The organism is Bacillus sp. 205(2023) (genome assembly GCF_037027485.1).
In the GTDB taxonomy this organism is placed as follows: Bacteria; Bacillota; Bacilli; order Bacillales; family Bacillaceae; genus Bacillus; species Bacillus halotolerans.
In genome coordinates, this window is the sequence record NZ_JAXCHF010000004.1 from 218,126 (window position 1) to 239,864 (window position 21,739).

14 protein-coding genes are annotated in these 21,739 nt (G+C 36.7%); 2 read left to right on the forward strand and 12 right to left on the reverse strand.

Going from position 1 to position 21,739, the window contains the following annotated elements; translation table 11 throughout:
• Window positions 1-212: 212 nt before the first annotated feature.
• The 4 genes from WA325_RS13170 to WA325_RS13185 all read right to left on the reverse strand — a co-directional run bounded on the left by WA325_RS13170 (window position 213) and on the right by WA325_RS13185 (window position 6,415).
• On the reverse strand, window positions 213-2,120 hold the full coding sequence (locus tag WA325_RS13170) for a glycosyltransferase family 2 protein (protein WP_248338524.1): 1,908 nt from the start codon (window positions 2,118-2,120) through the stop codon (window positions 213-215).
• A gap of 213 nt (window positions 2,121-2,333) precedes the next feature.
• Window positions 2,334-3,821, reverse strand: a complete 1,488-nt coding sequence (locus WA325_RS13175) for an N-acetylmuramoyl-L-alanine amidase (protein WP_336183749.1) — start codon at window positions 3,819-3,821, stop codon at window positions 2,334-2,336.
• Window positions 3,822-3,910: 89 nt separating this feature from the next.
• On the reverse strand, window positions 3,911-6,064 hold the full coding sequence (locus WA325_RS13180) for a SpoIID/LytB domain-containing protein (RefSeq protein ID WP_336183750.1): 2,154 nt from the start codon (window positions 6,062-6,064) through the stop codon (window positions 3,911-3,913).
• Between the two features lie 27 nt (window positions 6,065-6,091).
• Window positions 6,092-6,415, reverse strand: coding sequence for a hypothetical protein (locus WA325_RS13185; RefSeq protein WP_105954028.1), 324 nt, complete (start codon window positions 6,413-6,415; stop codon window positions 6,092-6,094).
• Window positions 6,416-6,628: 213 nt separating this feature from the next.
• On the opposite strand from WA325_RS13185, the gene tagU reads away from it, so the two are divergent.
• The gene (gene tagU / locus WA325_RS13190; RefSeq protein WP_105954029.1) at window positions 6,629-7,549 is read left to right on the forward strand and encodes a polyisoprenyl-teichoic acid--peptidoglycan teichoic acid transferase TagU; all 921 of its coding nucleotides are present in this window, start codon (window positions 6,629-6,631) and stop codon (window positions 7,547-7,549) included.
• 40 nt (window positions 7,550-7,589) lie between these two features.
• Here tagU and wecB read toward each other — a convergent pair whose 3' ends face one another.
• The 4 genes from wecB to WA325_RS13210 form a co-directional block, all read right to left on the reverse strand.
• Window positions 7,590-8,732 (reverse strand): non-hydrolyzing UDP-N-acetylglucosamine 2-epimerase, encoded by a 1,143-nt coding sequence (gene wecB, locus WA325_RS13195; protein ID WP_336183752.1) that lies wholly within the window; start codon window positions 8,730-8,732, stop codon window positions 7,590-7,592.
• Window positions 8,733-8,754: 22 nt separating this feature from the next.
• Entirely contained in the window at window positions 8,755-10,665 is a 1,911-nt protein-coding gene (locus tag WA325_RS13200; protein WP_336183754.1) for a glycosyltransferase, read from the reverse strand.
• A gap of 72 nt (window positions 10,666-10,737) precedes the next feature.
• Window positions 10,738-12,258: a glycosyltransferase gene (locus tag WA325_RS13205; RefSeq protein WP_202852869.1), complete on the reverse strand. Its 1,521-nt coding sequence runs from the start codon at window positions 12,256-12,258 to the stop codon at window positions 10,738-10,740.
• Between the two features lie 35 nt (window positions 12,259-12,293).
• Window positions 12,294-13,664 carry an alpha-glucosyltransferase N-terminal domain-containing protein gene (locus tag WA325_RS13210; RefSeq protein WP_336183777.1) on the reverse strand — a complete coding sequence of 457 codons (1,371 nt, stop codon included), beginning with the start codon at window positions 13,662-13,664 and terminating at the stop codon, window positions 12,294-12,296.
• A 359-nt stretch (window positions 13,665-14,023) separates the two neighbouring features.
• On the opposite strand from WA325_RS13210, the gene galU reads away from it, so the two are divergent.
• Entirely contained in the window at window positions 14,024-14,902 is an 879-nt protein-coding gene (galU, locus tag WA325_RS13215) for a UTP--glucose-1-phosphate uridylyltransferase GalU (RefSeq protein WP_044159515.1), read from the forward strand.
• Between the two features lie 39 nt (window positions 14,903-14,941).
• On the opposite strand, the gene tagH is transcribed toward galU, so the two are convergent.
• The 4 genes from tagH to WA325_RS13235 all read right to left on the reverse strand — a co-directional run bounded on the left by tagH (window position 14,942) and on the right by WA325_RS13235 (window position 21,727).
• Window positions 14,942-16,525 (reverse strand): teichoic acids export ABC transporter ATP-binding subunit TagH, encoded by a 1,584-nt coding sequence (tagH, locus tag WA325_RS13220; protein ID WP_105990873.1) that lies wholly within the window; start codon window positions 16,523-16,525, stop codon window positions 14,942-14,944.
• 19 nt (window positions 16,526-16,544) lie between these two features.
• Window positions 16,545-17,372, reverse strand: coding sequence for a teichoic acids export ABC transporter permease subunit TagG (gene tagG / locus WA325_RS13225; protein WP_059353643.1), 828 nt, complete (start codon window positions 17,370-17,372; stop codon window positions 16,545-16,547).
• A gap of 175 nt (window positions 17,373-17,547) precedes the next feature.
• The gene (locus tag WA325_RS13230) at window positions 17,548-20,250 is read right to left on the reverse strand and encodes a bifunctional glycosyltransferase/CDP-glycerol:glycerophosphate glycerophosphotransferase (protein ID WP_105954034.1); all 2,703 of its coding nucleotides are present in this window, start codon (window positions 20,248-20,250) and stop codon (window positions 17,548-17,550) included.
• A gap of 136 nt (window positions 20,251-20,386) precedes the next feature.
• Entirely contained in the window at window positions 20,387-21,727 is a 1,341-nt protein-coding gene (locus tag WA325_RS13235; RefSeq protein WP_336183756.1) for a glycosyltransferase family 2 protein, read from the reverse strand.
• Between the last annotated feature and the right edge of the window lie 12 nt (window positions 21,728-21,739).

Sequence of the window (21,739 nt, forward strand, 5' to 3'; positions counted from 1 at the left end):
TTGGGATGTTATGATGACCTATGCCAGTCAGTTTAGCAGACGGATGTTAATTGGTTGTAAATGGATTGTTAAGAAGTGTGAATTTGTTATTTTTTCTGACATTTCTTTGTTAACTTTTTATTGTTTTTGACACTTTTTTTAAAAACTAAGCATTTTGTATAAAAAAAGAGACAAATCGTTTTACATCGATTTGTCTCTTCAATAGAAGCATTTTAATATTGAAAGTAAAATTTTGATTTAGAGGTTGTCAGCTTGTATTGAACCTCAACCGTTTTTCTAAAAAACAACATAAAGCTTTGTTCCGCACTCTTTTTGTCTAGGATAATCGCTTGATTATCCTCTTTTGCACTGATTTTATTATTTGATGTATTTATCGCAAATTCAACTAATTGCTGATCTTTTTTAACATTAGACAATTGGTCAAGCAAACCCTGAACATTTATCGTTAATTTAGTGCTATCAGGCTCTAAATCAACACGTTTTATCGGCAATGAGATTTCAGACTGGCCGGTATTTACAATAATTTTTGAATGATTTGGCAGACAGATTTGTTTACCGCTAAAAATAAATGATAAATCTTTTGTTTCTGTTTCATAAGAAAGTTCAGCTTCTGTATAGGCATGTTTCTTTATATCAATCGAAAGATTATCATAATTCATTGTAAAATATGGTCTGGCGCTATAGACAAACAAAGCATTATGACCCAGATACATAGCTTTTGTTGAATATTTGTAAGAAGCTCGATTATTCCCTACTCTTGCTCTAAGTTTGTAGCTGTCTACTGATGATTCAATGAAGAAATCCCAAACTCCTAAATCTTCTTCAGCAGATGCAATCTCATCAAACAGACATTCAAATGCAAATGTTGAATTATCAAATGAAACTGGCGAAATATACTTCTCCGCCTTAGTATTGCGATGAACAAATACGCCAGTAAGAGATTGGTTTTTGTTCGTTTCATCATCCAACAATTTGTGTTTAATTGTTCCTTGAATGCTGAGCATACGGTCACTAAATTCAATATTCTTCAGATAATGTTCAAGTTTGTTTTTATAATTTACTTTTAATAGCTCTTCAGAAACTTGATAACGCTCTAAGCTAGGGTAACGTGCAATAAGATTACCTTCATGCACCGTACAGAACTTTTTGATGTCTTGTTCCTCACGCTCATACTGGGTTAACCCTTGTAAATCATTATTCCGAATAAAAAGAAGCCGTAATTTGATATGCGGTAATAAAAACTGATCAGCCTCTTCAGGTACTGCATGAATAAATGATGAGAGATATTGAAACCATTCTGCTCTTTCTTTCTCATTTTTCATTTTGATCGTGACATTTTTTGTCCGAGAGAAATCGAAATGCCTATTTAAAAATACTGCCATCAGCTTAATTTTTCTCTCTTCTTCCAAATCACTTTCTTTGATTGCAGAGATAATATCTTCCATTGCTCCATAAAAATTTTCTGGAGGAACATAAGCAACACTCATATGTTCGCCGTCTCTTTTGACCAGATAGTAATAATCATAGTCAGCTGAAACAGATATCTTCTTTGCTTTCAGATAAGCATTCATCGTGAAGACTTGATCCTCTGCTGCTTTTATGTGAGTAGGAAACGTTAAGTGATTCTCTTTTAAAAGTGAAGCTTTAAATAGTTTTTGAGGTCCAAGGGTAAAAACGATTTTGGAATCAACCAAATCAACATCCGGATTTGTTTCCTTAAACATCGATTTCGGTACTCCTCTTCCGTTTATCCCTTTTAATTTTCCTAAAGTAATATCAGATTGATTCTCTTTTGAAAAATTATACCATCTCAATAATGCTTCACTGCCTAAATAATCATCGGAATCAACAAATAAAATGTACTCACCTTTGGCAATTTTTATTGCGTCATTCCGCGGAGCACCTGGTCCGCCTGAGTTTTCCGTTCTTTCAACAACAACAATGTTTTCATATTTCTGTTTATATTGATTCAATATGTCTAAAGACGAATCCGTAGATTTATCATCGACACATATAATCTCATAATCCTCTTTAGGCATTGTTTGATTAACTAAGCTGTCAAGACATTCAGAAATAAGATCTTCAGAATTATATACAGGTATAGCAATGCTTATTTTCATCGATTACCTCACTACCCTACTGGGTCAGAATAAATATTTTGATTCATTTCATTATAGCAAAAACAAATATCAAAAAAAATATACCTAAGTTTAAATTATGTTAAACTTTTACAAGATAGGCTCATTTCAAATTCATTTTATCGTATAAAAAAGCTTGCCAGCAATTCCTGATAGGTTTGCCGACAAGCCGTATCCAAGTAAGTACTTATCTTTCTAGTAATAGCCGATAATTCCCTCATATATCGCTTGCGCTGCTTTTTCTTGGTATAAAGCACTCTTTAACTTACTAGCGTCATTTGCATTTGATATGAATGCCAGCTCCACTAAACTGCTTGGCATCGTCGACTCTCTGATCACATGGAAGTTTCCGATTTTCACGCCGCGGTTTTGAGTATTCAGCGCTTTATAGAGCCGGTTTTGTATTTCTGTCGCAAGGCGTTTACTGTTGTCTGACTCATACTTTGTATAATAGTATGTTTCTGTTCCAGTAGCAGCCGGGCTCGCTGAATTGGAGTGAATACTTACAAACAGGTTTGCATTGTTGCTTTTGGCTTTTGCAACACGTTCAGAAAGCTCTAAGAATACGTCCGTTGATCTAGCCATAATCGGTATAGCTCCACCTTTAGAAAGTTTGCTGTTTACGAGCTTTGCAACGGCAAGGTTAACGTCTTTCTCCTTTAATCCGTTCCCGACCGCTCCGCTGTCGTATCCTCCGTGTCCAGCATCTACAAATACCTTTTTACCTACCATTACATTTTTCAGCTGGTTGACAACATTTGTTGTAACTGAAATGGTTCCCCCAAGTACAGTGAACGTATTCTTGCTATTTGACCCAATGGCTGCTCTTGTAGCAGTCGGCAGTGAACCGGCATCCGTAAATAACATCGGACGATTTTGCTTGGCCGCCAGGACAGAACCCGCTAAAGCATCGGCATATGTATAGCCATTGCTGACAAAAGCGGCTTTTGATGAAGAATAATACTTTTTCGCTATGTTTGCAGCGACCTCGAAACGGCTGTTTCCGCCGATTCTTGTTGGAGAAGGAAGCTGGCTGTAAACACTTTTTGAGACACTGATTTCACCACCGACTACAATAGTCGATGACGTTCCTTTACTGCTCATCGCATTTTTTGTCGGTGTCGGGATTGAGCTTGCCGTTGTTAACAAAATCGGAATTCCGTTGCGTGCAGCATAAGAACCGATTGCCAGACTGTCAGCATATGCCGTTCCATTGGCGATGACTGCTTTAGAATTTGAAGACAATTTCTTAGATATATTTTGGGCAACCTCATAGCGGCTTCTTCCGCCAATACGTTCCACTGTGGAAACACCCAGGTTTTTCATTTCATTTACAACATTGTTGGAAACACTGATCGTTCCGCCAATTACGATGACCTTGCTCGGTTTGAGCTGGCTGATTCTGTTTTTAGTCGGCGCAGTCAGTTTAGATGATTCAGTTAATAGAATAGGAGCATTGTATTTATAAGCCAGAGGAGCTGCAGTTAATACATCGGCATAGGCTGTTCCATTCGCCACAACAACTGTGCCCGCGCTGCTCCAGCCTTGTTTTGAAACATTCACAGCAACTTCATATCTGCTTGCCCCATCCAGTCTTGTGACAGAATTGGCCGCAAAAGCATCTGGTACAAACAACACGACTCCTAATATCAGGATTGGTATGCTTTTAAGAAAGATCCGCAAAGATAGTCCCTCCAAAGATTGATAATGATTCATACATCAAATAACGAACGAAGGAGGCAGCAGCGCCTCCCTGAACTTCTATCAATCTTTTAATAGCTTGATAGAGTCGTTCCCGGATAGTAAAAACTTAAAATCGTTGTATATGATTGCCCGGCAGCAGCTCTGGCATTGGCCCCGTACTGACTCATGCCTATACCGTGTCCGTAACCTTTACCGCTAATGATAAAAGCACTTGTATTGCTTGAGACAGACGCATATGTACTCTTCATATTTGAAGCGCCAAGCATTGTTCTAAGCTGTGTCGTCGGTACAGAAATTGTCGCTGTTTTTTCACTCAAACTTCCATTCGAAAGGATGTAACCATTTGATTTCTCTTTTGCGAAATATGAAAATGTTACATCTGCTGTTTCCGGACGCTGGCCGGCTGTTTTTGCCGTGCTGAATTTCACACTGGAAATTTTCGTGATTTTGATAGACTCGGCATTGCTGTATTTATTTTTAATAAACCAGCTTTTCAAACCGCTTAAATAAGCAGAGTTTGTTTCATTTTTAGAGCTCCACCACGATCCCGGGCTTTTCAGATTCAGACTGCTTTTATCCAGCTGAGTTTTGTTTAATGACAGGGACCAGCTGATTTGCGGGTCGTACGTATCTTTTTTGGCGATTAAATAAGGAAGCTGGCTGCTCCAGACCTCGCTACTTGCTTCTGTATATCCGCCGTTACTTGATGAATACGTAGCTGAAATCAAATTCCCATTGTATTTCAAGACTTTTCCTCTTGTAGATTCTACCACTTCAGAAGTCTTCGAATTCCAGTCATAGCCGCCGTATACCTGAAAAGCAGTAGTATCCTTCACTTCTTTTCCGGCCGAGCTGATGGAATAGGTTCTCGCTGCGACAGCTTGAGCCTTTAGCGCCTCTTTCTGCCAGCTTGCCGGCATTTCGTGCGGAACAACACCCTTTAAATAATCCTCAAAAGGGATATCCACGTTGATCGGGCGAACGTACTTGCCGGACTCAATCGTAAATTTCATGTTTCCGAGATACGGCGTTCCATTCAAGCTAATAGAATTTGTTGTTGCGTATTTTTTAGGCTTTGCGGTAAAAGAAGTGCCCAAAGTTTTAATGGCAGTGCTGTTTTTATAGAGTACTAGGTTCCCGCCGGACAATTTAACTGAATAACCTGTCCCCGCAAAGGTATCAGCCAGGTTATTTTTGAGCGAATCACTGATGGAGATGCTTCCTCCAAGCAGAGCAAATGACTGTGTCCCTTTTTCCGCCACTACATCAGCGACTGGTGACGGCAGGCTGCCGGATTCAACAAGCAATAAAGGACTTCCCTGCTTTGCTGCAAGCACAGATCCCGTCAATGCATCCGCAAAGGTTTGGCCGTTCGACATGAAAACCTTTGTCGCTTTCATATTTAATTCTTTTACGATATTGGCAGATACTTGATAACGGGAAACCCCGCCAATCCGTTTCACAGTCGCTTGTTTTTTTAATGTGGTTTCCACGCCAGTGCTGACACTCAACGGACCGCCGACGATTGTAACCTTGCTCGGAATTTTATAATCGCTGCGGATGTTATTGTCTCCCGCAAGTAATATCGGATAACCGTTCATTGCAGCATATGGCGCAATTGACAGGGCGTCTGTAAAGACCATGCCGGTTGCCACTACAGCTTGACTGTAATTCCCCATGCGGTCGGCGATGTTTTTAGAAACCTCATAACGGGTAGCCCCGCCAATCCGATCAATAGAACCATATTTTTTCAATGTGTTTTCTACATTTTTAGAAACGCTTATTGTCCCGCCAATAATGAGGATATTATCAGGGTTTAATTTCGCAATTTCGCTTTCTGTTTTAGGTGTTAAAGAATTCGCATCTGTTAACAGAATCGGAGCATCGTATTTTTTAGCCAGCGGTGTTGCTGAGAGCGCATCCGCAAAGGCATCTCGGTTCACAATGACTACAGTTGTAGGGTTTGTCCAGCCCGCTGAAGCAACATTATTGGCAACATCAAAACGAGTAGCTCCCCCATACCGCTCTGTATCTGCAATTCTTGAACCAGAGATCTCATAACCGCCTGTTATATCCACATCCAGACTTGACTTACTGCCTACATAATTACTCAGCTTTACCGAAATGGTTTTATCAGCGGCTTTTGCAGACTGCATAAATGCCGGACATGCAAAAGCCGCTGCAGTGACTGACGATAGAAGCAAAAGCTTCATTTTTTTCAAAACATGTAAACCCCCTAAGAAGTTAAATTACTTCGTCTCTAAATCTTTAAGCTCTAAGACGCCATTTGTTCCTTTAGTATATTTGACAACAACTTTTTGTCCTTCTGAAATGCTGTTCATTTTGTCCTGAAGGTCTGAACCAACCTGAATCGAAGTTTCTTTACCATCAATAGTGACTGCAATCGTATGGCTGTCTGCTAAACCGGCAAACGTGCCTTCCTTCGTTACAGTCTCTTCAGCAGCCGAATCCTGGCTTTCTGAATTTGTCTCTGAACCTGTTTTGTTCTCAGCTGTGCCACAGGCAGATAAAAGAAGCAGCATTGAGAACATTAAAATAGCGATTTTTTTCATTCCTATATCACCTCTCCTCTTTTTATCGACAATTTTAAGCTTATTTTAAGATTTCTTTCAAAACAACGAAAATTTTTTGCGGATTTTCTTAAATTACCGAAACATTTGTTACAAGCTGTCGTCTATTGTAAAGAATCAGACAAATTTTAGTTGTTTTCAAATATTAAGAAACTTATAATCGAACTAGATTACAAAAAAGTGAGGACATTATTTATGAGAGTTGAAAAAAGAAAGAAAAAGAGAAAGGTTTTACTTGTCATTTTAACCATACTGGCAGTGTTCGTCCTCTGTACAGGCGGTTATGCATACTACTTATGGCATAAAGCCGCTTCAACTGTGGCAAGTATTCATGAAAGTATTGATAAATCCAAAAAGAGAGATACAGAGGTTAATATCAATAAAAAAGACCCGTTTTCTGTTTTAATTATGGGGGTGGATGAACGTTCAGGCGATAAAGGACGCGCCGATACGCTCATTTATATGACCGTTAACCCAAAAACGAACACCACAGATATGGTCAGTATTCCCCGTGATACGTATACAAAAATTATCGGAAAAGGCACGGTGGATAAAATCAACCATTCGTACGCATATGGCGGTACACAAATGACAGTTGACACGGTTGAAAACTTCCTCGATGTTCCGGTCGATTATTTTGTAAAAGTCAACATGGAAAGCTTTAGAGACGTGGTTGATACACTCGGCGGCATCACAGTTAACAGCACATTTGCGTTCAGCTATGACGGTTATTCATTCGGCAAAGGAGAAATCACACTGAACGGAAAAGAAGCATTAGCGTATACACGAATGAGAAAAGAAGATCCAAGAGGAGATTTCGGACGTCAGGACCGCCAGCGCCAAGTGATCGAAGGAATCATTAACAAAGGGGCAAATATTTCTTCCGTTACAAAGTTTGGAGATATGTTTAAGGTTGTTGAAAATAATGTGAAAACCAATTTGACGTTTGATAATATGTGGGATATCCAGTCCGATTACAAAGGCGCCCGAAAACATATCAAGCAGCACGAACTGAAAGGCGAAGGCACAAGAATCAATGACGTCTATTACTATAAAGCAGATGAGAGCGAGCTAGCTGACATCACAAATGAACTGAAAGAAAGCTTAAAAAGCTAAAACAAAAAGAAGCTTCGCACCTATGTGCAAAGCTTCTTTTTTATTTACCCGTAAAAGAGTCCGGATGTTCATTCCGATATCCGCAGTGAAACAGCAATTCCTCTACAATCCGGCGGGAGGCCTGTCCATCACCATACGGATTTGAAGCAAAGGACATTTTCTGATACTCATCGGCGTCAGTTAAGAGCTCTTTTGCAAGCTGATAAATGTTCTCCTCATTTGTCCCCGCAAGTTTAAGCGTCCCTGCTTCCACTCCTTCAGGGCGCTCAGTCGTATCACGAAGCACAAGAACCGGTTTCCCGAGCGATGGCGCTTCTTCCTGCACTCCGCCGGAATCAGTCAAAATGAAATGGGATTTTGCCGCAAAGTTATGGAAGTCAATCACTTCTAAAGGCTCAATCAGATGCACTCTGTCAGAGTCGCCAAAATGCTTCTGAGCCGCTTCCCGGACAACAGGGTTAAGGTGCACAGGGTAAACGACCTGTACATCATTATATTCCTCTACAATTCTGCGGATGGCCTTAAACATGTTTTCCATCGGCTCGCCTAAGTTTTCACGGCGATGAGCCGTCAGTAAAATCATCTTATCCTCACCCACTTGGTCAAGAACAGGGTGTGAATAACCTTCCCTAACTGTTGTGCGAAGCGCGTCAATCGCTGTATTGCCCGTTACAAAAATAGAATCAGCCTTTTTGTTTTCTTTTAACAAGTTGTCTCTTGCCTGTCCTGTCGGTGCAAAATGCAAATCAGCAATAGCACCGGTCATTTGGCGGTTGAGCTCTTCAGGAAACGGAGAATATTTATTGCCTGTGCGAAGACCGGCCTCCACATGCCCGACAGCAATTTGATGATAAAACGCGGCAAGGCTTCCGGCAAATGTCGTCGTCGTATCACCGTGGACAAGCACAATATCAGGCTTGATGTCTTTAAACAGCTCGTCCAATTTCACAAGCGCATTGGACGTAATTTCTGCCAGCGTCTGCCGCTCCTTCATAATGTTCAAATCGAAATCAGGCTTAATCCGAAACGCTTCAAGCACCTGATCCAGCATTTGTCTGTGCTGGGCAGTCACCGTTACATAGGACTCTATTTCAGGGTATTTTTTTAATTCAAGCACGAGCGGCGCCATCTTTATCGCTTCCGGCCTGGTTCCGAAGACGGTCATGACTTTTAGTTTTTTCATAATTGTCACCTGGTTTCTTTGTTTAACGGGCTGTTAGATAGAATTTGGATTGGTCTGATTGTATAAATAGATCTACTTTCTTTCTTATTTTAAAACACCATAGTTTTTTTTCAATATTTTTACTGCAAAAATACACGCTGACATCCTTTTTAGGAACCAGTACAGTTTGGTATGAATTTATTGATAAAACGATATCTGTGCTTTGTAAATAAGATGGGACAAATTTTTGTTCAACTAAGTTTCGGTCAACTTGTATAACCGTCCCCTCAGCCGAACTTATTTGTTTTTTTATAGGAATTAAGAACTCTTGTTTATTACATTCAAGCAACAATAAAGATTGCTTTGGGAAAAACAACTGGCTCCCAGGGAAAATGAATGTTAAATACTGGTCAGAATCATGATTTCGAAATTCGACTTTCAGCATCTCTTGTTTTTTTATCTCTACTGACAAATTATCAAATGTCTTTGTAAAGTACGGCCTTGCGCTGTATGCATATTTTCCGTTATTTCCAATATATTTAGCATGTTTGGAATAGGGGTACTTTTCTCTGCTGTTGCCAATTCTGGCACGTTTTTTGTACCCATCAATATCCGACTCGATAAAGAAATCCCATACACCAATATCCCCTTCATTAATAGCTAAATCAGTAAACTTCGTGAGGAATTCAAACTCGCCATCCTTTGAATACACCGGAGATATGATTTTTTCAATTTTTCTTTCACGATGAACCCAAATACCTGATAATTTTTGCAGAGATTGATACTCTTGTTTTAAAGCTGTATGAGTAACTGACCCTTTTATTGAAAAAGAATTGTTCTTGATTTGAAATTTGCTCACGTAATGACTGATCTTGTTTCTGTCATCAATGACAAGTTCATTCTCAGATAAGTGATACGGCACTATACTAGGATAGTTTGCGATGATATGCCCGTTTTTAACAGATGTAAATTGAATCATATTCTCTTTATCAGATTCGAATTGCTTTAAACCCTTTAGGTCATTATTACGTACGAAATATAATTTTAAACGTGTATGCGAATGAACAAGCTTATCAATTTCCCGCGGAATATTTCGCTCAACAAAATGATGCAGCTCCGTCATCCACTCTAGTTGTTCCTGTTCATCCTCAATTGTTATGGTAAAGTCCGTAGTTCTGGAAAAGTCAAAATGGCGATTTAAAAACTTCGCCATAAATTTCATTTTATCGGTACGAGAAAGACGGCTCTCATAAATCATATCAATGATGACTTTCATAGCACCGTAATAGTCTTGAGGTGCAACATATGCAAATGTCATATGCTCGCCGTCATGCTGTACAGCATAGTAATAATCATAATCGCCAAGAACAGAAATCTTGTCTGCTTTTAAATAAGCTTTCATGACAAAAACCTGATCCTCTGTTGCCTGTATATTAGAGGGAAACATTATGTCATATTTTCTCAGCAGCGAAACTTTAAAAAGCTTCGTCGGGCCAATTGAGTAGACAAGCGGTGATTTTATCAGATCAGCTTCAGCTTTCGATTCCCTAAAAATTGCTTGCGGCACTGGTCTGCCGTTTACACCAACCATTTTCCCAAGCACGATGTCCGAATCATGAACCTTTGCAAACTGATACATTCTTTCAAAGGCTTCAATTCCGAGATAATCATCAGAATCGATAAAAAATATATATTCACCGCTGGCCGCACGAATTGCCTGATTTCTTGGTTCTCCCGGGCCACCCGAGTTTTTTTCTCTCTCAATAACCTTTATATTAGGATACTGTTCACCGTATTTTTTTAGTATCGAAACCGTGCCATCTTGAGAACAATCATCTATACAAATAATTTCGTATTCATCATTCGGCATGGTTTGTTGAACAAGACTATCCAGGCAGCGGGATATAAAATGTTCTGAGTTGTATGTGGGTACTGCTGCAGTAATTTTCAACATTACACCTCTATCCTTATCCGCTCTTTTTTTATAGAAAGCTCATATAGTGAACAAAAATGGTATAGAAATGTATTATTTCGTCACTTCAAATACTTCTTCCCATCTTTCAAACAATCGTTCCTCACTGTATTCTGTATCCATTAATTGCTTTGCATTCTTTCCGTATTGAATCGCTTGCTCAGGATTGTCATAGAGATAAATAATACTTTCAGCAAGCATTTCAATATGATCAGGTTCTACAAGTATTCCTGTTTTATGTTGTTTTATAAGCTCTCTTGGGCTGTATTTCACATCAAAACTAATCACTGGGGTTGCACAAGAGAACGATTCACAAATGGCAAGGCTGAACCCCTCAAATTTTGATGTTAATAATGTGGCAAGCGCTTGCTGGTAAAAGGGAGCAGGATTGGCTACATAGCCTTTTAGATGCACATTATCAAGCCGAAGCTCCTCAATTAAATGTTGATACTGCTCGTGGCCAGGACCGCTTCCATATATATTAAGAACAACATCAGGCCGGGATTTTTTCACGATTTCCATTGCTTTTATAACCTTATCTATCCCTTTTTCCTCATGATATCTTGCTACCATCACAAATTCGTTTTTCTTTTTTTCATAGGTTTGTAATTTTTCAAGCCTTCTTGGAGCATGAGGAATCACAAAAATATTATTGCTTGATTCAAAATCCTTCATGATATCATCTTTTTGTTCATTCGTTAATACGATCAGCCCGTCGTAATCTTTAATATGCTCCATAGCGTATTGATGATTTTTCCGAACTTTGCTGCCCAATGTGTAAGGATAATCTAAATGATTTGAGTGAACACAGTAAAAGCGTTTTGCCAATCCTTCACGCATTTCATTTACTTTTGAAGCACTCCCGACTCCATCACAGATGATAATAGGGTCTGTTTCTTTTTCACACAGTTCTTCAAGCCAATGTGTATGAAATGAATGCTTGTTTTTAAAAAACGCAGCTTCTTTCTCATTTCGTTCAAACAGTACAACTCCCTGGCTGGCTCCTGTTTGAAAATGATACCATTCCGTTAAATAACAAAAGCCATCAGGTGCTGTGTAACAAACTTGATTTATTTTTGCTGTTCTCGTATCGAAGAAGACAGTTTTATTTATATACTCACCATTAAAATATTCCCGCTTTGTGATTTGCATATTTTCATTGAAATAGTCCACATATAAAAGATGATCCGACTCATCCCACTTTTTCTTTTTTATATATAAACCATTTTTGAAGTATTCAGTTTCTAATTTTGCCTTGTTATGAAAAACAGCATAAGATTCTTCGAAGCGTTCAAGAATTTGTTCATAGCCATTTCGCTGCTCAACACCTATTTTGATATCGGTGTGCTGATCTTTATAGTAATCATAGATATTGATAAGATTCACATCAGGATGCAGCCTTCCAGCCTTTTTCAGCTCTTGCTCAATCTGATCATAGTTGTCTTTATAATCAAGTGTAACCAAGTCAATTTTATGGCCATGCTCTGCAAAAGTATACGACCTTGACATCATAGAGCTTGTAATGCCGCCTTTTTCAATGTCTATTTCATAAATTAGTGAAAAGATCCTTCTCATCTTCAAGCTCCTTCTTCTTGTAAAACCTTTCGCTGCTATTGATTCTTTTTAACAAACAGACGATTGATTAGTTTTCTCCTAAATCCTTCAGCTGTGTGAATTAGCAAATGATTATTTTCTTCATCCAAAGTGATTCGCCAGCCTGAGATATTTTGTTCCGTTAACGGAATTTCCTTTTTGTCATTCACTTTTACATTCATAGCAAAGAAGCTATTATCCCACTCAGAACAGAGATACAATTCAATCGTAGAGAGGTCATCTAATGCTGAGTGAATACAAAGTGTCCCGCTTACAGTAAAAATTAAATCTACCTCTCTGTTTACCTGAGCGCTAAACGTACATTCGGTGCCGCTCTTCTTATTTTTTAGTTTCCAGTACATTTTATTACGACCAACGGAATGGGCCGGAACTTCACCTTTAAATGCTGCCTTTGCTGACAAGTACAAGTCAGATTTTGATCGCCATTCTGCTGTTAACAGCTCAACATTCATATCTCTCAATTTATTGTTAAAATGCACTTGATCAATAAGTTTGTCCACAAAACGTTTGCGGGCAAACGGTTCTTCAGAAACATAGTAAATGTTCGAACGGGGTCCCGTTCTTTCAATCGTGTCATTATATCTCGTCAAAGAAGGGACTACGTAAGCATCAAGATAGTTTATTTCTTCAGGGTTGTCCAAAATATCATTCGTCTCTATAAAACCTAAGTACGCTGTCGAATATTTCGCTGAAAGAAGCTTCAGCATTGAATAAATTTTCATTTCTGAAGTTAACAGCAGATAGTCCGTTTCATGTATCAAGCGGCTCAGAAAATACTGGGAAAGTTCATTTTCTGAATATAATACACCCTCTATACTGTCTTTTTCGTCAAAAATAATAATTTTTTCAGTCGATCCATCATGCTTATACCACTTAGTCATATAACAGGTACCGTCAGCCCTCAAAAAGAGATGCTGCTTTGGTTTGTTGGTCTCCAAGTCCATGTACATCAAGCTGTGTACATAGCCGTTTGCATCATATTCCTCTCGTTTAAACCTTTGCCTATTATCATTAAAATAATCCGCGACAGCAAGTGTTCCCCCTGCTGTAAATCTTTGATATTTTATATAACGCCCGTCACGGTAATATCGAAATATTGGTTTGTCTTGTTCTTGAACATACGTTAAACCTTCTTCTTCAACCTGATGCTCTATTTTATGTTTCTGAGGTTCAGGCCCTTTAAAGAAGCTGTACAAATTGATAACAGCAGCATCTTTAAAAAAGGAAGGTTCATTAGGCTCATGGTTTAAAGTGACAATGTCCATTGGATAATTCCAATCAATTGAATTAATGTTGTTTTTTTTTGCAGAGTGAAGCCCTGAACAAACATATGCTAATTTAGGATGAGAAACCTTAATCGTCATAATTTATAATTACCTTTCGCTAAAATCGTACAGTCATTTTCAGAAGTACATTATATCATGTTTAATCAGCTGGCTCTAGAATGAAGAAACAGTTAAATCTCAAGAACTTTTTGGAACATGTTAAGCCGATAACCTCTATCTGTTACTGAAAATTAACTAATGATATTTTTTGTATTTTCTATATTTTCCAGATCTAAATCCTACTGAATTGACCCTTGTTTAATATTGGTTTTTCTTATATGATTAAATGTGTTTAACAGATTGAAAATAGGGTACTGAGAAAAAAGAAACTCCAAAATTTTAAATACTCAGCATTTCATAAAGCTGAACCTAAATCTGTTCTTAAGGAAGGTGCTTTGAAAGTGAAAAAAGTACGTAAGGCCATAATCCCTGCAGCCGGTCTCGGAACGAGATTTTTGCCGGCTACGAAAGCAATGCCGAAAGAAATGCTTCCTATCGTAGATAAGCCAACCATTCAATACATAATTGAAGAAGCTGTTGAGTCCGGTATTGAGGACATTATTATTGTAACAGGTAAAAGCAAGCGTGCGATCGAGGATCATTTTGATTACTCTCCTGAGCTTGAAAGAAACCTTGAAGAAAAAGGAAAGATTGAACTCCTTGAAAAAGTGAAAAAATCTTCTAATCTGGCTGACATCCACTACATCCGCCAAAAAGAGCCTAAAGGACTTGGACATGCTGTGTGGTGCGCGCGTAACTTTATCGGCGATGAACCTTTTGCGGTTCTGCTTGGAGACGATATTGTTCAGGCAGAAAAACCAGGATTGCGCCAGTTAATGGATGAGTATGAAAGAACACTTTCTTCTATTATAGGTGTTCAGCAAGTGCCTGAAGAAGAAACTCACCGCTACGGTATTATCGATCCGCTGACAAGTGAAGGCCGCCGTTACCAGGTGAAAAACTTTGTTGAGAAGCCGTCTAAAGGCACAGCACCTTCTAACCTTGCCATCTTAGGACGTTACGTATTTACGCCTGAGATCTTTATGTACTTAGAGGAGCAGCAGGTTGGCGCAGGCGGAGAAATTCAGCTGACAGACGCCATTCAAAAGCTGAATGAAATTCAAAGAGTGTTTGCTTACGATTTTGAAGGCAAACGCTATGATGTTGGTGAAAAGCTTGGCTTTATCACAACAACTCTTGAATTTGCGATGCAAGATAAAGAACTCCGCGGACAGCTCGTTCCATTCATGGAAAACTTATTAAACAAAGAAGAAATCTAAACATAAAAGGCTATTGGACATTCATCCAATAGCCTTTTATTATTTCGACATCAAGGTCAACGTATGCTCTTCATTATCAACTGTAAAGATCTGATTTGCTGTATTCACAAGAAAACGATTCTTGCTGCTGTCATACAATACATCACCATCACTTAATGATAATGACGCTGGAGTAACGGGAGAAATGTTGTGAAAGATAAGCTGTGAAGCTTTATTATTTTCCAATACATAGCTGATCTTTTCATAATCAAAATCCAAAGTCTTTCTGCCGTCAGCTGTTTCTCCTTCTGTAAAGCCGTTCAGTTTCGATTGAATACTGTCACTGCTGTCTCCGAGGAACTTCAGGAAGTATTCATAGGAGGCTGCTGCGTTTTGCTGGACATGAGGTGTAAAAGCAGAAGCCGGCAATTCCGCCTTCTTCACATCAGTCGCAACAGCATTCTGCTTCACAAAATAAGAATGTCCGTCAAACTTAACTTTTGCTGCTTGTTTGCCTTTTGCGCTTACCGTCACTGCAGTACCGAAAGGCAGTGTAACACTGGCCTTCTTTTTCAGATCTTGGTCTTTATAGACTGTCACTTCTTCATCAGCTATAAAGCCTTTTTTATTCATTGCAGTGAGGCTTTCCTCCATCTTGCCCTTTGCATCGCTATGATGATTCTTGACTTCATTCTGCGGAATTGCGCCAAACGAAGCAATCGTTCGAAGCGGGGCATCAAAGAACATCGTGCCCGCAACAAAAACTAACAAGATAGATAAAATCGCAATTTGTACTGCGTTGGCCAGTGATTTTGGCTTTTTCTTCTTTTTGCGGAAACGGGCAAAAGCTTCAGGATCTTCTTTCTTGCGCTCTTCCGTCTGCTCTTTTTTATATGTTTCTTTTTCTTTTTTCGAGAGCTTATTAAACCAGTCAATAAATGCTTTGTACTCTTTCACAACGGTTTTTGTATCATCAAACATCCGAAGTTCGCCGTAATGCATCCAAGCAACGCGGTCACACATTTTCTCAATCTGGCCGATGGAATGGCTGACAAAGAAAATGGTTTTTCCTTGTTTTTTAAACTCATTAATTCTGTCTACACATTTCTGATAAAACGTTTGGTCTCCTACGGAGAGCGCTTCATCAATAATTAAAATATCCGGATCAATATGAACGGAAATCGCGAAACCAAGACGAGATTTCATCCCGCTGGAATAGTTTTTAACCGGCTGATTAATAAAATCGCCAATCTCCGCAAATTCAACGATACTGTCATACATGTCATCAATTTCTTTATTTGTTAGACCCATCATCAAACACTTGAGCCGGACGTTGTCCCGGCCCGTTAATTGATTATTTAAACCGGCCGCAATCGCAATCAGCGACGGCTGGCCGTTCATTTCAATTTCACCGCTGGTCGGCGGAATAATTTTAGCCAGCAGGTTAGACATAGTCGATTTCCCTGACCCGTTTATCCCTACAAAGCCGATTGTTTCTCCCTCATACACGTCAAAGGAGACATTCCGCACAGCAAAAAAACCATTATCCTTAGCCGGAAAAAACAATCCTTTAATCTTGTCCGATTGTTTTTTATACAAATGATACTGCTTTGAAACATTTCGAAACGAAACTTTTAGTTTCATCGTACAATCTCCTTACGTATTAAAGAAAGTCAACAAACTTGTCTCTGAATTTCATGTGCAGGATAGAACCTACTGTTAATAAAAGAAAAGTGAACAGCCAGAAATACAGCGTGTATTTCATATCTTGGAAAAACCATTTCCCGTCTAAGAAGCTGTTCCGGAATCCTTCTATCAAATAATAAATCGGATTCAGTTTCAGCACAGGCAGAAGGTTCGGATGATTTTTTCCAAGCTGCTCTGATATATTCCAAAAAATCGGAAGCAAGAAGAACAACAATCTGGTAACGGCCTGCAGCAAAAATTGATAATCTCTGACAAGCACACTGATTGTAGAGTTAAACAAACTAAACGAAAACATAAATACAATCATGCAGATTAAATAGTAAATATATTGTATCCAATGCAAGCTTGGGTAAATACCACTTGCTAACAGAACTATGACATAAACACCCATCATCACAAAATAACTAAATAAATTTGAAGCAATCACGACAGATGGCAGCGAACTGATCGGAAAATTCATTTTCGCGACCATATTGATCCGCTTAAACACACTGTTTGATCCATCAAGAATCGTCGGACTAATAAAAAACCATGGAATCAAACCAGCCAGCATCCAAACAATAAAAGGCACTTCTCCGATACCCGTTATGATCGGCTTACTGTTACGAATTCCCATACCAAATACAAACCAGTACGCCAGCATTTGAATGAGGGGATTTAAAAACTGCCATAATACACCAAGATAATTCATCTGATACTGAGACTTTGTCTCATACGAAGCCAAGCGCAAAATTAAAGGAAACGATGTCACTTGCTCTTTTACGATTCTTACTAATGCATTCATTGTTTATCTTCCTTAGACTTAAATGATTTTTGGGATCTTTCGGTTAAAGAAATTTGAAAGCACCGCAGATTATTGTAACAGATGTTGAGTTTTTTTTCACTTTTTAAATAGTAAGGAGAAGTTCAAGTTGAACTTCTCCTTTCATTAGTTTTTTAATGCCTATATAAAACAAAACTTATTTAGCAACTTTATTATTGTCTAATTGCAGAATAGCATTATAAATGCGGTTTCTGTTATTTTTATCAGTATATGCAAAAAAGTTGTCTACTCTTTTTCTATACTTATCTTCCATACGACTATTATTCTTCATATAATAGATAACTTTATCAATTAAGCTATCATGATTATTTATTACATCTCCAAAGCCCATTTTCTTATAATCATAGTAATCAAGTTTAAAATGATATGAATTTTCATATTGATAATAGATTACCGGCTTTTTCTCGTATGCAAAATCGAAAGCTACAGATGAAAAATCAGTAATCATTATATTTGATGAATTAAATAGCATTTGATAGCTGCTGTTATAATCAGCAAACTCTACGTACTCATGCTTTTTAAAATCCTTGATTTGTTGTTGGATGTCTGGGTGTGGAAAAAAGGTTATTTTATAGTTGTTTTTTTTAGCAAATTCAATTAGTCTATCATCATTAATTAATGCATTATACCTTGCAAAGTATTCACTCTCTTTAAATTTTGGATTGTAAGGTCTAACTCCCTTTGCCTGATCTTTTGGTAATACAATATCCTTTCTCCATGTAGGCATTATTAAAAGCTGCTTTTCCCCTTCACTCTTCTTTAGATTATCGTATCTCGGAAATCCGCCTAAAAAGATATTTTCTTTTTTATAATTGTAATTCCCTTTAATAATAGAACGATATTCAGGTTTTGCTGATGTTATTAACAATTTAATATTCTTACTATATTTATTTAACCACTCTGAATGATCAGCCATTGTTATTCCATGCTGCAAAAAGACAAACTCAAATTTAAATAGATCTCTAAAATATATCTCCATATTGAAAAATGGATTCACAACCCATATATCTGCATGTGTAGATATTACTTTGGAGGAAGCCAAAGTCAAAATTTTATGTCTGAGAGATCGATAGGGAATTACCTTTCCATATTTTTTAATTCGGTCATAATCTTTGCTGTCCTTTTTTATAATAAAGTACTTTTTTACACCATCGTTCTGAGTGATAGCATACTTATAAAGATGTTCGGCATTATCATCAGCTTTGTCTTGTCTATCTACGAATAACCATACTGGTTTTTTGTTAAAAAAACTGAACACATGATGTGCCACTCGTGCCAATACAGCCTTTTTAATTGCTGATTTTCGTTTCTTTGACTTACCGCTTATTTTATTAAGAGTTTTCAAGAAACGAAATTCTTTTATAAATCTATTTTTAAAGTTGTTTTGTTCGAACAATAATTTTTTATAATTGTAATAAAAAATATAATCTCGTTTAGCGGCATAGGAATTAAATAATTCATTTGATAAACCTGAATACTTAAAGAAACGAAGCTTTGTCATTTTTCTCTTATTGCCCTTAGTGATAAAAAATTCTATATGGTGATTGCCTGTAAGATATTTTTTAGGAATGTTTATAGAAAAACCAGGGTATTTTTTGATTACTTCTCCTAAACTAACATAATCATTATGCTGTCTTTTTATAATCTTTGCTTTTACTCTTTTTTCACCAATTTTAGCATAAAAACCAAAACCTTTTGCTTTAAATAGCGAGCTCCAAAAACCTTCTATATGAATAGAATCCTTATATTCTTCTAAGATTTCAATAGTTAGAGTTTGATTTGATAATTTAGATACAATTTCATCTTCTCTGTACAAATAAAAATCTTGGTCAGTTTCTATTTCATATACATACTTATTATAATTTTCACCATATTTTATTTTTAAAGCATGATAAAGATAAAAATGGCTTATACTTTTTGCTTCAATAATGACATTATCATCGATATATGAAAGTACTTCTCGAATTAATTTTAAAAATTCTTGATATTCATTTTGATTTAAAGGTGTTTCACTAATATCCCTAATTAATAATTTCCACTTCAGATCATGCATAATCATATATTGAAGAAACAGAGGTATTTTTTCTTCTTGATTCTTTGTCATATTAATTAAACTCTTAGAAAATGTAATAAGTGAATGGTTAAACCAATCTTTATTTGCTTTAGCATTCTGCATTGCAGACGAACCGTCTTCTCTTACTCTATAGTGATATTTAGCTTCCTTAACTAAACCGTACTTTTTTTTACCTGATATAATTAAATTAACCAGCTTGGCGTCTTCCCCGATTCTACAGTTCTCATCAAAACAAATATTTGTTAAAGCATCTTTTTTTATAAAAGTAGAACAGCAATGGGTTAATATATGTTGTGGCTCTTTTTCCACATCCAAAATTCTTGTCGAAGTAAATTTATTATTAAGGTTATGTTCTCCAGTTCTTCCTTCTTCGAAAAATATTGGTATTGCTACAATATCAATATCTTCTTTGTGTTGGTTAAAAAAGTTTAAAACATTTTCAAATGTTTCTTTTGAAACTAAATCATCCGGATCAAGGAATTGAACATATCTCCCCTCAGCATACTTTAATCCGAAATTTCGCGCACTGCTAACTCCGCCGTTCTGTTTCTTTACATAAACTACGTTGTTTGGATACCTTTGTTCATATTCTCTGCATATGATCTCACTTTTGTCAGGGCTGTCATCATTAACAAGTATTAATTGAATGTTATTGAAGCCTAAAGTCTGATTAATCACGCTTTCTATAGCGTCAGTTAAATACATTTCCACATTGTAAATTGGCATTATTACACTAAAATCAAATTTATAATTCTTATCTTCCATACAAATTTACTCCTAACAAAATGTTTATATTAAAAAGAATCCGGGTAATAGATAGAAAAAACATTGTGAATAAATTGTTTAATCCTTTGAATAAAAATCAATATTTTGGTAATATGAATATAATTATCTTCTTTAACTATCTTTTGAAAATTTTCACGAGTAAACTTCTAAATATGTTTACATGATTAAGCTTTATAGCACTATCTGATGTTTTTAAAATAAATTCGAAAGCAAAGGCCCAAATTGGTATTTCAACAACAAAGCCAGCATATTTAAAATCTCTTAACTTATATCCCCATACTTCAATATATTTTTTCAATTCTTTGCGCTTGCATATTTTTAACGTTTTAAAGTACTTTACATATATGAAATCACTTTCTTGCATTTCATAATACTGGTTAATAAAGTGTCCAGTTAATTCGAGTTTCCACCCTTTAATCTTTGTTTTAGTAACAGTGCAGGAACTTTGAAATATTTTTTCTTTTTTTATTCTTTCAAGACCTTCTGTATTTTCTTCTTTTAGAAAAAACATAAATTCTTTATAATATATAGGCATATCTTGTTCGTTTATATATTGCGTATCGATATGTTTAAGAATATTAATATAAGAATGAATAAAATCTCTTTGCTCATTTTTATTTAAAACCGTCTTATAAATCTCTCGATAACTAGGATACAAAAACAATTTTATATGGTAAATAATCAAATATTGTATATAAGGAAGAATAGCATTGTATTTTTCGATTGACTTCATAAACAAAGTCATATAGCTTACATCCAGCAAATAAGAATACCTATTTTTGTTTAACCATGAACCATCCACTAATGAATTCTTTTCTTTCCGCTTTCTATAGAAATATTTCCCTTCTGCAACTACCCCGTAACTTTTTTCATTTAGCAATAACTGATTGATAAATATGGCGTCTTCCCAGAAATCCATGGATTCATCAAACAGAACCTTATGATTAATAATTTGCCTTCTATAAAAAGTTCCTCCAATATAAAAATGGACAGATTTATACTCTTTAAGAATGTTTATAATCCTGGTCCCTTTTTCAAATCTATTATTTAACTTATGATCACCTTTTTTTTCACCTGTAAAATAAACTGGCAAAACAGCTATATTTGTATCTTTTCCGCAATTGCAAAAAAAATTATAAACACTTTGTATAGCATTTTTAGAGAGTACATCATCTGAATCTAGAAAACCAATGAATTTAGATTTTTCACTTACATTCAACAATCCACAATTTCTAGCGGCAGAAGGCCCCGAATTTTCAATCTTAAAAAATTTGATATTATTCGGATATGTTTTTTTATATAATTCACAAATTTGAGAGCTGCGGTCCACACTACCATCGTCTATTAATATAAGTTCTATATTTTCTTTAAAACCGATTGATTGTTTGATAACACTCTCTATTGAAGCCTTCAAGTAATTCTCGGAGTTATATATTGGCATAATTATAGAAAACATGTTAGTACCTCT

Excerpts from the sequence above, each read along its gene's own strand:
- WA325_RS13170 (WP_248338524.1), bottom strand. The coding sequence starts at position 2,120 with ATGAAAATAAGCATTGCTATACCTGTATATAATTCTGAAGATCTTATT.
- wecB (WP_336183752.1), bottom strand. The coding sequence starts at position 8,732 with ATGAAAAAACTAAAAGTCATGACCGTCTTCGGAACCAGGCCGGAAGCG.
- tagG (WP_059353643.1), bottom strand. The coding sequence starts at position 17,372 with ATGAATGCATTAGTAAGAATCGTAAAAGAGCAAGTGACATCGTTTCCT.
- tagH (WP_105990873.1), bottom strand. The coding sequence starts at position 16,525 with ATGAAACTAAAAGTTTCGTTTCGAAATGTTTCAAAGCAGTATCATTTG.
- WA325_RS13185 (WP_105954028.1), bottom strand. The coding sequence starts at position 6,415 with ATGAAAAAAATCGCTATTTTAATGTTCTCAATGCTGCTTCTTTTATCT.
- WA325_RS13230 (WP_105954034.1), bottom strand. The coding sequence starts at position 20,250 with ATGGAAGATAAGAATTATAAATTTGATTTTAGTGTAATAATGCCAATT.
- WA325_RS13235 (WP_336183756.1), bottom strand. The coding sequence starts at position 21,727 with ATGTTTTCTATAATTATGCCAATATATAACTCCGAGAATTACTTGAAG.
- WA325_RS13200 (WP_336183754.1), bottom strand. The coding sequence starts at position 10,665 with ATGTTGAAAATTACTGCAGCAGTACCCACATACAACTCAGAACATTTT.
- WA325_RS13205 (WP_202852869.1), bottom strand. The coding sequence starts at position 12,258 with ATGAGAAGGATCTTTTCACTAATTTATGAAATAGACATTGAAAAAGGC.
- tagU (WP_105954029.1), top strand. The coding sequence starts at position 6,629 with ATGAGAGTTGAAAAAAGAAAGAAAAAGAGAAAGGTTTTACTTGTCATT.